The sequence below is a fragment of the Arthrobacter koreensis genome, from assembly GCF_009193255.1.
GTDB lineage: Bacteria > Actinomycetota > Actinomycetes > Actinomycetales > Micrococcaceae > Arthrobacter_B > Arthrobacter_B koreensis.
Map to the genome: position 1 here is coordinate 279,390 of NZ_WACG01000001.1, position 13,929 is coordinate 293,318.

Genomic DNA, 13,929 nt, shown 5'->3' on the forward strand with positions numbered 1-13,929 from the left:
ATGGGGGGGTACTACGGCTGGGCGGCCGCTGCCGCTTTCGCTGCGGCCGGCAGGGCAGCGAGAATCCGGTCCATCGCGGCGTCGTCGTGCGCGCCGGAGAGGAACCAGGCCTCGAAGACGGACGGCGGCAGGTAGATCCCGGAATCCAGCATCGAGTGGAAGAACGGCTTGAAGCGGAACGCCTCCTGGGCCAGTGCGTCCGCGTAGTCGTGCACCCCGTGCTCCGCCGTGCCGAAGGCGATGCTGAAGAGGTTCCCGGCGCGCTGGACGGTGTGGTTCACGCCTTCTGCGGAGAGTGCCTCGGAGACAGCCTGGGACAGCTGCGCGGAGCGGGCGTCAATGTTCGCGTAGACCTCAGGCGTCGCAGCGGTGAGCGTGGCGACGCCGGCCGCCATGGCGATCGGGTTTCCGGAGAGTGTACCTGCCTGGTAGACCGGACCCAGCGGGGCCAGGTATTCCATGACGTCCGCGCGGCCGCCGAGGGCTGCCACGGGCATGCCGCCGCCAATGACCTTGCCGAAGGTGTAAAGGTCCGGCGCCCAGCCTTCCTTCTCCCCCGTCAGTCCCCAGTAACCAGCCGGCGAGGTGCGGAAACCGGTGAGGACTTCATCCAGGATGAGCAGCGCGCCGTGGGAGGTGGTGATGCGGGACAGTGCGGCGTTGAAGCCCTCCGCCGGGGTGACCACGCCCATGTTGGCAGGCGCTGCTTCCGTGATGACTGCGGCAATATTCGCGCCGTGCTCGGCGAAGGCGGCCTCTACGGCAGCGACGTCGTTGTACGGCAGCACCAGGGTTTCCGCGGCCGTCGCTGCCGTGACGCCGGCAGAACCGGGAAGGGCCAGCGTGGCTACTCCGGACCCGGCGGAGGCCAGCAGTCCGTCGAGGTGTCCGTGGTAGCAGCCGGCGAACTTGATGACCAGGTTGCGGCCGGTGAAGCCGCGGGCCAGGCGGACTGCAGTCATGGTGGCTTCGGTGCCGGTGGAGACCATACGCAGCCGCTCGACGGGCTTCACACGGTCCATCACCAGGGCTGCAAGTTCGGCCTCAGCCGGCGTGGACGCTCCGAAGGAGAGCCCGCGGTCGACGGCTGAGTGCACCGCTGCCAGGACGTCCGGGTGTGAGTGGCCCACCAGGGCCGGACCCCAGGAGCAGACCAGGTCCACGTATTCGCGGCCTTCGGAGTCGGTAACGTACGGTCCCTTAGCGGACACCAGGAAGCGCGGGGTACCGCCAACGGAGCCGAATGCCCGCACGGGTGAGTTCACGCCGCCGGGCATCAGGGCACGGGCGCGGTCGAAGAGCTCTTCAGAGGAGACAGTCTGGGTCATTACTTGCTTTCCTTCAGCCAGGCGGCCAGCTCGGCGGCCCAGTACGTGAGAATGATGTTGGCGCCGGCACGCTTGATGCCGAGGACGGATTCTTCGATGGCGCGGCGGCGGTCGATCCAGCCGTTCGCAGCCGCAGCTTCGATCATCGCGTATTCACCGGAGATCTGGTAAGCCGCTACCGGAACCGGGGACATCGCGGCCACGTCGGCAAGGATGTCCAGGTAGCTCATGGCCGGCTTGACCATGACCATGTCGGCGCCTTCTTCGAGGTCCAGCTCCACTTCCAAAAGGGCCTCGCGACGGTTGGCGGCGTCCATCTGGTAGGTGCGGCGGTCGCCCTTGAGCTGCGAGTCCACTGCTTCGCGGAACGGGCCGTAGAACGCTGACGCGTATTTCGCGGCGTAGGCAATCACGGAGACGTCCTGGAACCCGGCTTCATCGAGGGCCTGCCGGATCACGGCAACCTGGCCGTCCATCATTCCGGAGGGGCCCAGTACGTGGGCCCCGGCACGCGCCTGTTCAACGGCCATCCGGCCGTAGATCTCAAGGGTTGTGTCATTGTCCACGACGCCGTTCGCATCCAGCACGCCGCAGTGGCCGTGGTCGGTGAACTCATCGAGGCAGACGTCGCTCATGATCACCAGGTCGTCTCCGACCTCGGCGCGCACATCCGCAATGGCCTTGTTCAGCACGCCGTCCGGATCCGTACCGGCGCTGCCTGCGGCGTCGCGTTCTGCCGGAATGCCGAAGAGCATGATGCCGCCGACGCCGAGTTCCACCGCCTCAGCGGCAGCGCGCTTCAGGGTGTCGGTGGTGTGCTGCAGGACGCCGGGCATCGAGGTGATGGGGTTCGGCTCGGACAGGCCTTCGCGGATGAAGGCCGGAAGCACGAGCTCGGCAGGGTCCAGGCGGTATTCGGCGGTCATCCGCCGCATGGCCGGTGTGGTCCGCAGCCGGCGGGGGCGGTGCTGGGGGAAGCTCATGGCTGTTCTCTGCCTTCCGGGTCAGGGTGTTGAAAATTCTGGGCGGCACGTGCCGCTTCGACGGCGTCGGCTATGCCGGCGGGGGTGGGATGCTTTGCCGTGGCTGCCGCTGGATGTCCCAGGTGTGCCAGTTCGGCAGCCGTGGGGTCCCCGATGGCGACGAGCAGCGCGGTTCCATCCGGCCCGGCGTCACGGACAAACCGCCTCGCGGTGCTCGGGGAGGTGACGACGACGGCGTGGTTTCGGGCCGCTTCAGCGCCTCCTCGTGCCGCAGTCCAGGCGCGGTAGTCCGCGGGGCTCAGCACTTCCGCTCCGGGCGCTCCGGGCGCGCCTGTCCGCGGCATGATCCGCTGCTCCTCGGGTGCCGGGTAGTCCACGGTTTCATAGGCAGGCACGGCAACAACGTCCCAGCCGGCGGCGGACAGGGACGTCCGCAGGAAAGGATTGGCGATATCTGCCTGCGGCAGGAAAATGCGGTTCCGCCCAGGTCCCGGAGCGGGCCAAAGCGCAGCCAGACCGCGGGCAGACTGGTCCCCGGAGGGAAGCAGGTCCGGAACGATGCCCGCACTTTTCAGCGCCCGGGCCGTGCCTAAACCAACCGCAGCCACGCGGGTGCCGCGGCAGAGCACGGCCAATGCGCTCCCGGCAGCTTCGGCTGCACGGAGGGCCTGGACAGTAGTTGCGGAAGTAACGATGATCCAGTCGAACTCCCCCTGTCCGAGGCCGCGCAGGCCCTCGGACACCGGTCCGGTGTCCGAGGGCCGCTGGAAATCGATCAGTGGCATCAGCCGCACGGAGGCACCGCGGGAGCGCAGTTCCCCTGCCATGGGTCCGGCACGGTCCGGGGAACGCAGCAGGACAACCTCCGCGCCGGCCAGGCTCTCCGCCGGGCGGGGTCCGGGTCCGGCTGCGGACGGCGTGTCCATACCGCTGTCTCCGGTCATGCGTACGGTCTCCGGCTGCTTAGGACGCCAGGTTGGTGAGGTCCGCGGCGCCTGCTGCGAGGAGCTCTTCGGCCATCCGGATACCCAGGGCCCGTGCGCCGTCCTCATCGGCCTGTGACGTGGACGAGTACCGGCGGAGCACCTGCGTGCCGTCGTCACTGCAGACTACGGCTTCGAGCGCGAGGCCCTGATCGGTGACCCGTGCCAGCGCACCGATAGGGGCGGTGCAGCCGGCTTCGAGGCGCTGCAGGAGGGACCGTTCAGCCGTCACGGCCATCCGGCTGGCCGAGTCGTCATAGGCAGCCAGTGCCCGGCTCAGCGGCCCTTCGGCGGCGTCCGCGGTGCGGCACTCAACGGCCAGTGCGCCCTGCCCCGGTGCCGGCAGCATGACTGACGGGTCCAGGAACTCGGACACCATGTCCAGGCGCCCCAGGCGGCTGAGTCCGGCGGCTGCCAGCACGACGGCGTCGAGGTCACCGGGTGCGCCCTCCACCAGCCCGGCTACGCGGCCCAGGCGTGTGTCCACATTGCCGCGGATGTCAATGATTTCCAGGTCCGGTCGGGCAGCCCGCAGCTGTGCTGCACGGCGCGGCGAGCCGGTGCCGATCTTCGAGCCTGCAGGCAGTTCCGCCAGCGTCAGGGAATCCCGTGCGCAGAGTGCATCGCGCACGTCCACACGTGACGGAATGGCCCCGATGATGAGTCCGTCGGCCTCGGCGGTGGGCAGGTCCTTCAGCGAATGCACGGCGACGTCGCAGTCCCCGGCGAGCAGGGATTCCCGCAGCGCCGCCACGAAGACACCGGTGCCACCAATCTGGGACAGGGCAGCCCGGTTCACGTCGCCTTCGGTCCGGACACGGACCAGGTCAACGTCGAAGCCGCCCAGGTCTGCCAGCGTGTTAGCCACCGTGGTGGTCTGCGTGACGGCCAGGGCGGACCCGCGGGTGCCAATCAGCACCGGGGAGTGCGCCACTACTGCCTTCCCACCGTCGAGTCAACGCCGGCGATGGTCGGCTTTTCGCCGCGCAGGTTGGCGCAGCAGCCGGGACGGCAAACGTCGTACCACGGGCCGAGGTTCGTCAGCGCAGGGCGGTCGGCGATGTTGTTTTCAACGGTGCGCTCACAGATCAGGTCCACGATGCCGGCAACGAACTTCTCGTGGATGCCCGGTGTCGGTGCGCGGTGTGCCGCCAGTCCAAGCTCGGAGCAGGTCTCCATGGCCTCGGTGTCCAGGTCCCAGATGACTTCCATGTGGTCGCTGACGAAGCCCAGCGGCACAATGACGACGCCTTCTACGCCCTTGGCGGGCAGCTCGTCGATGGCGTCATTGATGTCCGGTTCGAGCCACGGCGTGTGCGGGGAGCCGGACCGGGACTGGTAGACCAGCTGCCAGTCCAGGCCGGCGGCTTCCGGGATGCGGTCCATGATGGCACGGCAGTTTGCCAGGTGCTGGGCAACGTAGGCGCTGCCTTCTTCGAACTCGACGTCGCGCGGGCCGGCGGCCTCGGCGTCGGCGGTGGGGATGGAGTGCGTGGAGAACAGGATTTCGATTTTCCCGTTGTCCTTGCCTGCTGCGGCAAGCTGTTCGCGTACCTTGGCCAGGGAATCCCGCACGCCTTCGACGAAGGGCTCCACGAAACCGGGGTGGTCGAAGTACTGGCGGACCTTGTCCACCCGCAGCGTCTTGTCCAGCCCGGTCTCGACCAGGTTGATACCCAGGTCTTCGCGGTACTGGCGGCAGGAGGAATAGCAGGAGTACACGCTGGTGGTGACCATGAGCAGCCGGCGGTAACCGGCGTCGTGGGCTTCCTGCAGCACGTCCTTGATGTAGGGGGCCCAGTTGCGGTTGCCCCAGAGAACCGGGAGCTGGATTCCGCGGCGGTCCAGCTCGCCTTCCAGCGCAGCCTTCAGCGCGCGGTTCTGCTCGTTGATGGGGCTGATGCCGCCGTTGGCCCGGTAGTGGGTAGCCACTTCCTCAAGGCGCTCGTCGGGGATGCCGCGGCCGCGGGTGACGTTGCGCAGGAACGGAATAACGTCTTCCTGGCCTTCCGGTCCGCCAAAGGAGGCGAGCAGGATAGCGTCGTATTCGGCCGGGGCCATGACACCGTCCTCGCTGACGCCTTCCAGGGGATCAAAGCCTGCGGGGGTTGAAAGGGAAGTCATCGAAGCACCTCGGTTACTTCGGCGGCGGAGATGCGCCGGCCGGTGTAGAAGGGAATTTCCTCGCGCACGTGGTTGCGCGCTTCGGTGGACCGCAGGTGGCGCATCATGTCCACCAGGTCCACCAGGTTCGGGGCTTCCAGCCCCAGGATCCACTCCCAGTCGTTCAGGGCGAAGGAAGCGACGGTGTTCGCCAGGACCTGCGGGAAGTCCCGGCCCAGCATGCCGTGGTCACGCAGCATGGCGCCGCGTTCTTCGGCCGGCAGCAGGTACCACTCGTAGGAGCGGACAAACGGGTAGACGCAGATCCAGGCTTCGGGGTCGATGCCGCGGGCGAAGGACGGCCAGTGGTTCTTGGAGAACTCGGCGTCGCGGTGGACGCCCATGGCAGACCAGGCGATCTCCGTGCCTGCGAACAGTTCGGAGCGCCGGACCTTGCGAAGCGCTGCCTGCAGCGCCTCGGCCTGGCCGCCGTGCAGCCAGATCATGATGTCTGCGTCGGCACGCATGCCGGAAACATCGTAGATTCCGCGGAGGGTGACGTTCTCGGCAGCAAAGCTGCCTACGAGTTCCTCGAAAGCGCCCAGGGCGCCGTCGCTGGTTTCACGCGGAAGGTCTGACCGCTTGAAAACGGTCCAAAGTGTGAAGAACTGTTCTTGTGTTTCGACTTCGGCTGATGCGTTCTGACCCATGGACTCACTCATGACTTACAGTCTGCCGGTTTGGACAGGCTTAGGCGAATAAGGAACTTCTACAAAGCGTAGAACATTTTTACCATTTTACGGCTTCGGCCAGGTGCGCGGTGCGGTAACGGGTATCAGCAGTGACGGCCGCCAGGCCCGTTCCGGCAAGCCACGCGCCAACAACTTCAAGGCCGTGGACTTCCGCGACGGCGGCCCGCACGGACGCCACCCGGTCCGCATGGCCCACGGTGGCCGAGGGCAGCGCACCGACCCACCGGACAACATCCCAATCGATGACGTCCGCTTCCTCCAGCGGCACCTGCAGCAGGACCGACGCATCCGCGAGGGCAGCGGCGAACAGTTCCCCGTCCGGGCGCAGGGCAGTCACGTCGGCTTCCTGCCCGGGCCCAAGACCGCGCCCGTAGGACAGGCGGAGCACGTGTGTACCGGGCCCGGTTGAATCTGCCAGCCACTGCCACTTGGCAGTGGCATGCGTCAGTGCCTTCGCCTGCACGGATTCGGCGTCACGGGCAACCAGGACTCCCGTCCCCCGCGGCGCTGCGTCAAGCTCTGGTTTGTCTACTACCAGCGTCACCAGCGCGACGCCGGGGCCTGGGCCCGGGCGGAAGGCCGCCAGGTCCGGAACCGACGGCGTGAGCAAATCCACGGCGGCCGGGCCGTCGGCGGCCACGACCAGCGCGTCGGCGGTCTGCGTGCCGGCATCGGTGGTGACGGTAAATCCTGTCCCGCTGCGTTCAATGCCGGTGGCCGGCGTACCGGCCAGCAGGGTAGCGCCGAGTTCGCGGAGGTTCTCCACGAGCGTACTGGTGAGGGTTCCCATGCCGCCCCGCAGGGAGGCAACGGTGGATCCGGCCGGTGCCGCCCGGCGCATGGCACCTACGGCCGCTCCCAGCGAACCGTGCTCGGCCATGGCCTTGCGCAGTCCGGGCGCCACCGAATCAGCATCAAGGACATCCGGATCCGCCGAATAGACGCCTCCCACCACGGGAGTGACAAGCCGTTTGAGAACGGCCTCCCCCATCCGCGACCGGACAATCTCACCCAGGCTGACCTTCTCGCGGCGCAGCAGCGGCGCCATGGGAAGCACGCGGTCGAGGGCCGCCCGTGCCACGCCCGTCCGGCCGATCGCCTGGGCGATCTCGTCAGCGCGGGGATCGGCGGGGATTCCCAGCAGCCCGGTCTGGGGCATCCGCTGGGCCGCCTTCGCGGGGTCCGGACCGCCTAGCTGGAGCCAGGCGCCGGAGGGATCCGGAGAAGCGATCCGCTCCTGCAGCCCCAGTTCCTCGAGCAGTTGCGGCACGGCCGGAGAGCGGGTGGCGTAGGACTCGGCTCCGCTGTCCAGGTCCAGCCCGGCGACGCGGTGGGTTCCCACGCAGCCGCCAAAGTCCTCAGCCGCCTCCAGCACTGTCACGTCGAAACCGGCGAGCGCAAGGTCCCGGGCCGCGATCAGCCCGGAGATGCCCCCTCCAACCACAACGCCGGCGGGCCGGCCTGCCGGCGCTGCTGCGGACGTGCCGGCGGGTTTGCGGGATGCCTGCATGGCTACGGCTCCACTGAGTGGATGAGTTCCACCACCCGGGTCAGGACTTCGGGATTGGTTTCGGGGGGCACGCCATGGCCAAGGTTCACCACGTGCCCGGGCGCCCCGGATCCTGCCTCCAGGACCTGGCGGACGTGGGCTTCCAGGACGGGCCAGGGGGCTTCCAGCAGCGCCGGATCAATGTTGCCCTGCAGTGGAACTGTTCCGCCGAGCCGGCGGTTGGCTTCGTCCAGCGGAAGGCGGTAGTCAACACCGACGACGTCGACGCCCACGTCCCGCATCGCCACCAGCAGCTCGGATGTCCCGGTGCCAAAGTGGATCAGCGGGGCGCCGAGTCCGCGGACATGGTCCAGTGCCCTGGCCGATGCCGGAGCAACCTTGGCCTGGTAGTCGGCCAGGCCCAGCGACCCTGCCCAGGAATCGAAGAGCTGGCCCGCGCTGGCGCCGGCCTCGAGCTGGGCGCGGAGGAACTTGCCGGACGCGTCTGCTGCCCAGTTGGTGAGCGCCTGCCAGGTCTCGGGATCCGCGTGCATCATGGTCCGCGGGCCCAGGTGGTCGCGGGACGGCTTGCCCTCCACCATGTACGCGGCAAGGGTGAACGGGGCGCCGGCGAACCCGATCAGTGGCGTGGATCCAAGCTCCGCCACCGTCAGGGCCACCGCTTCACGGATGGGTTCCAGCGCCTCATCGGTGAGTTCCGGCAGCGCTGCCACGTCTGCGGCAGTGCGCACGGGGGCGCCGAGGACAGGCCCGACGCCGGGAACGATGTCCACGTCGACGCCGGCCAGCTTCAGCGGGATCACGATGTCGGAGAAGAAGATGCCGGCGTCCACGTCATGCCGCCGGACCGGCTGGAGGGTGATCTCGGACGCGAGTTCGGGCAGCAGGCATGATTCGAGCATGCCGACTCCCTCCCGGACCCTGCGGTATTCCGGCAGCGACCGGCCCGCCTGGCGCATGAACCAAACGGGACGCCGGGACGGTGTCTTGCCACGGTAGGCGGCAATAAGCGGGGAATCGGCCGTGCGGCCATCCATGAGCGGATGAGAGGCGCTGAGAGTCATATATAGATTCTCCCCAAATTTTGCCCTGAAGGATAACCGGGCACCCGCCAGGCGCATGGGCCCGCTCCCCAAACCGGAAGATGCGGCCCAAATCACCTGTGACCGCCGTCGCGAATAGCACCGTTTCCCTCGCGAGTGGCTAGTATTAAGCCACTGTGGTTCTCTTATCCCTCATCGCGACCCATTCTGACGTAGACCTGGAAACTGTCGCCCGGCTTAGTGCCGGCGCGCCCAAGGTCCCTTCCTCCCTGCTGGAAAACGGCCCGGCCGTTGCCGGGGCTGTAGTCCTGGCCACCTGCAACCGCTTTGAGGTGTACTGCGAAGCCCGCTCCGAGGCGGATGTCGAAGCCGCCCGCTCTGCCGCCATCGCGGAGATCAGCCGTCACTCCGGACTGGAGGAAGACGTCGTCTCCCGGTCCTTCACGACCAATACGGGCCAGGACGTCGCCAAACACCTTTTCGCCGTCGGCGCAGGCCTGGACTCCGCGGTAGTCGGGGAACGGGAAATCGCCGGCCAGGTCCGCCGGGCACTGATCGAAGCCCAGGACAAGGGAACCGCCAGCGGAACCCTGACCCGCCTGTTCCAGACCGCCTCCCGCACCGCCAAGGACGTTGGCGCCCTGACCGCGCTGGGCAAGCGCGGACTGTCCATCGTGTCGGTCGCACTCGAACTGGCCACCGACCTTTCCGAGGACATTGACTGGCGGAAGAAAGCCGTGGTCGTGTTTGGTACCGGCGCCTACGCCGGGGCAACCATGGCGCTGCTCAAGGAGCGCGGCTGCACCGACGTTTCGGTCTACTCCTCCTCGGGCCGGGCAGAATCCTTCACAGCTACCCGCGGCGGAACCGCACTGGACCGGGACTCCCTCGGCGAGGCCGTTGCCCGCGCCGACGTCGTCATCGGCTGTTCCGGTTCGGAGAACCAGGTCAGCGCGGAGGACATCCGCCGCGTGCGCGCGGGCTCCGGGAAGCCGCTGGTCATCGTTGACCTGGCCCTCACCCACGACTTTGATCCCGCAGTCCGGGAGCTCGACGGCGTTGACCTGATCACGCTCGAATCCGTTCGCCTGGCAGCACCCGCCGAGCAGGCGGAATCACTCCAGCAGGCCAACCGGATTGTCACCGATGCGGCACAGGCTTTCTCCGAGGCCCAGCTGAGCCGGGAACTCGATTCCGCGATTGTTGCGCTGCGTCGGCACACCCTGGGAGTCCTCGACAAGGAACTCGACAAGGTCCGGGCCCAGCACGGCTGCACCGGCGCGGCAGAGGAAGTCGAATTCGCCATGCGGCGCATGGTCAAGGCCCTGCTCCACGTTCCTGCCGTGCGCGCCCGTGAGCTGGCCGCCAGCGGCCAGCAGGAAGATTACATCCGCGGCCTCGAAGCGATCTACGGCATCACGGTGGATCCACCGCAGGAAAAGCCCGAAGACGGTTCAGCGGACACCGCGCAGTCCGCCTGATTCCCTTCGCCGCACAGCACCTTCGCGGTTCCGGACATTCCTCTCCCGGCTAGTAGACCGGCTTGTCCGGTTCCACCCGGCGGACCCACTCGAGGATCCCGCCATCCACAGTGAACGCGCGGTCATATCCCTGCGAGCGCAGGAAGGCCGTCACCTCGGCTGAGCGGCCGCCCGACTTGCAGTGCACGTACACCGTCCGCCCCGGCTCCGGCAGGCCTTCCCCGGCCAGGATGGCAGCCCGCGGGACCAGCCGCGCGCCGGCTATGTTCACAATCCGGTATTCGCCGGGTTCACGGACATCAATCAGGTCGAAATCAGCTTCTCCGGCGTCGCGCTGCCGCAGCAGGGCGGCAAGTTCAACCGCTCCGATACCCGGAACTGCGGGCCCGGGGCCAGGCACGGTTCCGCAGAACGCCTGGTAATCCACCAGCTTCGTGACCGGCTCCCGTTCCGGATCACGGCGCAGGCCCACCTCACGCCAGCTCATGTCCTGGGCGTTGAACACCAGCAGGCGTCCCAGCAGGGTCCGTCCGGTCCCGGTAATCAGCTTGATGGCTTCGTTGACCATGACCGAACCGATCTGGGCGCACAGGACACCGAGAACGCCGCCCTCCGCACAGGAGGGAACGGACCCCGGTGCCGGGGGCTCCGGATAGAGGTCACGGTACGTCGGGCCATGCGCTGACCAGAAGACACTCACCTGCCCGTCGAACCTGAGGATGGATCCCCAGACGCACGGCTTGCCCAGGATTTCCGCGGCATCGCTGACGAGGTAGCGGGTGGCAAAGTTATCCGTTCCGTCCAGGATCAGGTCATAGCCGGAAAACACGTCCAGTGCGTTCTTCGCATCCAGCCGGACCTCGTGGAGGACCACGTTCACCAGGGGGTTCAGGGCAAGCACGCTGTCCCGCGCCGAACGCGCCTTGGAGGTTCCGACGTCGTGCACCGAGTGGATGACCTGGCGCTGCAGGTTAGACGTGTCCACGGCATCGTCATCCACGATGCCAAGCGTTCCCACCCCGGCCGCAGCGAGGTACAGCAGTGCAGGGGACCCAAGACCTCCTGCACCGATCACCAGGACCCTGGCATTCTTCAGGCGCAGCTGCCCTTCTTCCCCGAAACCGGGAAGGATCAGGTGCCGGGAGTACCGTTCCTTTTCACCGCGCTCCAGCCCGGAGGCCGGCTCGGTGAGGGGTGGCAGCGATGCGGCCGTCTCAATGCTCATGGGAACCAATCTATGCCTCCGGGCGCCGTGGTTCGAGGTCCCCGACGGAGCTGGGAGCCCGAGGTTGCCTTCCTTCAGTGTTACCCCCGGGTAAACTGTTGTTCCGGACCCGGACCAGGTGCCCGGGCGAAGCAGGAGAGGTCCCTAAACACGTGAGCAACCAGCCCGCCGGCAAGTCCACCCGGCTCCCCCGGGAAGAACGGCGCCGGCAGCTGATGCGCGCTGCGCAGGAAGTCTTCGTCAGCCGCGGTTTCCACGGCGCCGCCATGGACGAAATCGCAGACACGGCCCAGGTCAGCAAGCCGGTGCTGTACCAGCACTTTCCCGGCAAGCGCGAGCTCTACCTTGCGCTGCTTGATGACCACCTGGACACGCTGACCCAGTTCCTCCAGACGGCCCTCACCTCCACAACCGACAACAAGCTCCGAGTCCGCGAAACCATGCGGGCCTACTTCCGCTTCGTGGCGCAGGACAGCCAGGGCCACCGGCTGGTCTTTGAATCCGATCTCACCAGCGACGACGAAGTCAGCTCCCGGATCGAAGAGTTCAACGCGCGTTTCGCCAGCGATATTGCGGACGTCATCGCCGAAGACACCAAGCTCTCCCACATCGAGGCTACCCTGCTTGGCCGGGCCATGGCCGGCATGGCGCAGGTCAGCGCCCGCTACTGGCTTGAGACGGACGGGGACCTGGACATCGATGCGGCCAGCGAGCTGGTCTACCGTTTAGCTTGGCGCGGAATCAGCCGGTTCCCCAAGGAAATCTAGAGTAGATTCATCCCCACTGAGTTCACATAAACAGGAGGCACCACGGTGGAAGTAAAGATCGGTATCCAGAACGTCGGACGCGAGATCGTGTTCGAGTCCGGCCAGAGTGCGGACCAGGTCGCGGACACCGTTGCCGAAGCCATCAACGGTTCCAAGGAACTGCGTCTCACCGATGAAAAGGGACGCCTCATCATCGTTCCCGCCGGCGTCATCGGCTACGTTGAGATCGGTGCCGAAGAAGTCCGCCGCGTCGGGTTCGGCGCCCTCTAGCTCGTCATGGGCGAAGTGCTGCTTGCTGCCGCCGCACTGGCGGCAGCAGGTTTCATCGTCCGGGGCGCGGACCCGCGCCGAAGTACCTACGGCGTCCTCCTGCTGCCCGGGATTTCCCTCGCAGCAGGACTCAGCATCTGGATCATCCTGCAGTTCACGCCGGTGGTAACCAGCGCTGGATTCTCCTGGCTCTCCTGGGCGGTTACCGTCCTCACAGGCCCTGCCGCTGCCGTTGCAGCGGCGCTGGCCACAGTCTCCCGGCGACTGCCGCGGGACAACGCTGAACGCGAGCGCATCCTCAAGCTTTAGGGCGCTAGCCCCGGTCCAGGACCGCCTTCAGCTCCCGCGCGAAAACGGGAGTGGCGGCGTCGTGCCCCGCCTTGCCCAAGTGCAGGCCGTCGTCCAGTTTCGACCCCAGGGAGTAGCGCTTCCACCAGTCCTTGGGGCTGAGGAAATCAAGTCCCTGTTCGGCAGCGACGCCGGCCAGGAGATCGTCGATCTCCGCCCGGCGCCCCTTGCCGTCTCCAATGACGCCAACCATGACTATCCGGGTTTCCGGATACGTGCGTTTGAGTTCCCGGATCAGCTGCACGGCGTTGTGCCGGATGTCCGCGTTGCGCGGACCGTAGGCATCGTTGCCGCCGCCCTGGAGCACCACCAGCGCGGGTTTGCCCCACGGCAGCAGCCACTCCTCTGCTTCCAGGGCCTCCGGATAGTTATGCACCTCGCCGTTGCCCCTGGTGTAGCCGGTTCCCCCGGCCCCCAGGACCAGCGGGTTGAACCCCAGCGAGGCCAGGCCCCTGCCCACCCAGGTGTCACGGCCTGCCTGAGAGTCTCCGATCACCACTGCCGCGCTTCCTACCGCGGGGTCGTAGGACATGATCCTTCCCAGCCGCGGGGAGTACATCAGCGTGCCCTTCTGGAAGTCGGTCCTCCGGTCTCCGCCGAAGGTGTATTCGGACGTCACCGGCCAGCCGAGGGCCCGGATCGAGGACTTCCACCGATCAAAGACTTCCGTGCGCAGGGCACGCAGGCCGGTCTGCGCACTCCACACCAGGGTTTCCGCTCCATAGGAGAAATAGCAGCCGGAGCCGGGCAGGGTACAGACCGGAGCCTCAGACGGTTCGGTCAGCGGACGGCCGCTGTCCGCGCGGGCCTGCTCGAATTCCCCCAGGGCATCCCAGGCGGCAGCCGGAACTCCCTGCGGCGGCGGGGGCTGGAGGGGAAGGCCGGCGCCCGTTGAAGGCGGCGCCGGGGCCGGCGCCGCCGGCAGCGGCTGCTGCGCCGGAAGCGCCCCGCAGGCCGATACAACCGCCACGGCAGCTGCTGCCGCCGCACAGAGCATCCGGCGCCTCACAGCGCTGGACGTCGAACCCATACTGCTCCCCCACCGAATCTCTGCTGGACCGTCGAATGTATCCGGTACCGCTTCAACGCTACAGGCGTAAGAGGCCGGCTGCAGGATCCGGCGCCGCGCCCGGCCC

The 13,929-nt window shown here is 67.4% G+C and carries 14 protein-coding genes; 4 read left to right on the forward strand and 10 right to left on the reverse strand.

The window, feature by feature from the left end; genetic code table 11:
* Window positions 1-11: 11 nt before the first annotated feature.
* The 8 genes from hemL to hemE form a co-directional block, all read right to left on the reverse strand.
* Entirely contained in the window at window positions 12-1,328 is a 1,317-nt protein-coding gene (gene hemL, locus GD628_RS01220; RefSeq protein WP_152273598.1) for a glutamate-1-semialdehyde 2,1-aminomutase, read from the reverse strand.
* Window positions 1,328-2,311, reverse strand: a complete 984-nt coding sequence (gene hemB / locus GD628_RS01225; protein ID WP_091603059.1) for a porphobilinogen synthase — start codon at window positions 2,309-2,311, stop codon at window positions 1,328-1,330. Before hemB ends, hemL begins: the two co-directional genes overlap by 1 nt.
* Entirely contained in the window at window positions 2,308-3,255 is a 948-nt protein-coding gene (locus GD628_RS01230; protein WP_193313166.1) for a uroporphyrinogen-III synthase, read from the reverse strand. Before GD628_RS01230 ends, hemB begins: the two co-directional genes overlap by 4 nt.
* 19 nt (window positions 3,256-3,274) lie before the next feature.
* Window positions 3,275-4,228: a hydroxymethylbilane synthase gene (gene hemC / locus GD628_RS01235; RefSeq protein WP_176697547.1), complete on the reverse strand. Its 954-nt coding sequence runs from the start codon at window positions 4,226-4,228 to the stop codon at window positions 3,275-3,277.
* Window positions 4,228-5,418 carry a ferrochelatase gene (locus GD628_RS01240; RefSeq protein WP_091603053.1) on the reverse strand — a complete coding sequence of 397 codons (1,191 nt, stop codon included), beginning with the start codon at window positions 5,416-5,418 and terminating at the stop codon, window positions 4,228-4,230. The genes hemC and GD628_RS01240 overlap by 1 nt, the downstream gene beginning before the upstream one ends.
* Window positions 5,415-6,119 (reverse strand): hydrogen peroxide-dependent heme synthase, encoded by a 705-nt coding sequence (hemQ, locus tag GD628_RS01245; protein WP_091603050.1) that lies wholly within the window; start codon window positions 6,117-6,119, stop codon window positions 5,415-5,417. Before hemQ ends, GD628_RS01240 begins: the two co-directional genes overlap by 4 nt.
* 67 nt (window positions 6,120-6,186) lie before the next feature.
* Entirely contained in the window at window positions 6,187-7,659 is a 1,473-nt protein-coding gene (hemG, locus tag GD628_RS01250) for a protoporphyrinogen oxidase (protein WP_152273600.1), read from the reverse strand.
* A 2-nt stretch (window positions 7,660-7,661) separates the two neighbouring features.
* Window positions 7,662-8,723, reverse strand: coding sequence for a uroporphyrinogen decarboxylase (hemE, locus tag GD628_RS01255; protein ID WP_091603044.1), 1,062 nt, complete (start codon window positions 8,721-8,723; stop codon window positions 7,662-7,664).
* Between the two features lie 155 nt (window positions 8,724-8,878).
* Here hemE and GD628_RS01260 point away from each other — a divergent pair, with 155 nt between their 5' ends.
* A complete protein-coding gene (locus tag GD628_RS01260; protein ID WP_091603042.1) occupies window positions 8,879-10,183 on the forward strand; it encodes a glutamyl-tRNA reductase in 1,305 nt (434 codons plus the stop codon).
* 49 nt (window positions 10,184-10,232) lie between these two features.
* Here GD628_RS01260 and moeB read toward each other — a convergent pair whose 3' ends face one another.
* A complete protein-coding gene (gene moeB, locus GD628_RS01265; RefSeq protein WP_152273601.1) occupies window positions 10,233-11,408 on the reverse strand; it encodes a molybdopterin-synthase adenylyltransferase MoeB in 1,176 nt (391 codons plus the stop codon).
* Between the two features lie 152 nt (window positions 11,409-11,560).
* On the opposite strand from moeB, the gene GD628_RS01270 reads away from it, so the two are divergent.
* Genes GD628_RS01270 through GD628_RS01280 form a run of 3 tightly spaced genes read left to right on the forward strand, consistent with a single transcriptional unit; the run spans window position 11,561 to window position 12,754 of the window.
* Window positions 11,561-12,175: a TetR/AcrR family transcriptional regulator gene (locus tag GD628_RS01270; protein ID WP_226802292.1), complete on the forward strand. Its 615-nt coding sequence runs from the start codon at window positions 11,561-11,563 to the stop codon at window positions 12,173-12,175.
* Between the two features lie 45 nt (window positions 12,176-12,220).
* Window positions 12,221-12,445: a DUF3107 domain-containing protein gene (locus tag GD628_RS01275; RefSeq protein WP_152273603.1), complete on the forward strand. Its 225-nt coding sequence runs from the start codon at window positions 12,221-12,223 to the stop codon at window positions 12,443-12,445.
* A 6-nt stretch (window positions 12,446-12,451) separates the two neighbouring features.
* The gene (locus GD628_RS01280) at window positions 12,452-12,754 is read left to right on the forward strand and encodes a hypothetical protein (RefSeq protein WP_152273604.1); all 303 of its coding nucleotides are present in this window, start codon (window positions 12,452-12,454) and stop codon (window positions 12,752-12,754) included.
* 4 nt (window positions 12,755-12,758) lie between these two features.
* Here the strand turns inward: GD628_RS01280 and GD628_RS01285 are convergent, their stop codons facing one another.
* Window positions 12,759-13,823 (reverse strand): SGNH/GDSL hydrolase family protein, encoded by a 1,065-nt coding sequence (locus GD628_RS01285; RefSeq protein ID WP_152273605.1) that lies wholly within the window; start codon window positions 13,821-13,823, stop codon window positions 12,759-12,761.
* Window positions 13,824-13,929 lie beyond the last annotated feature (106 nt).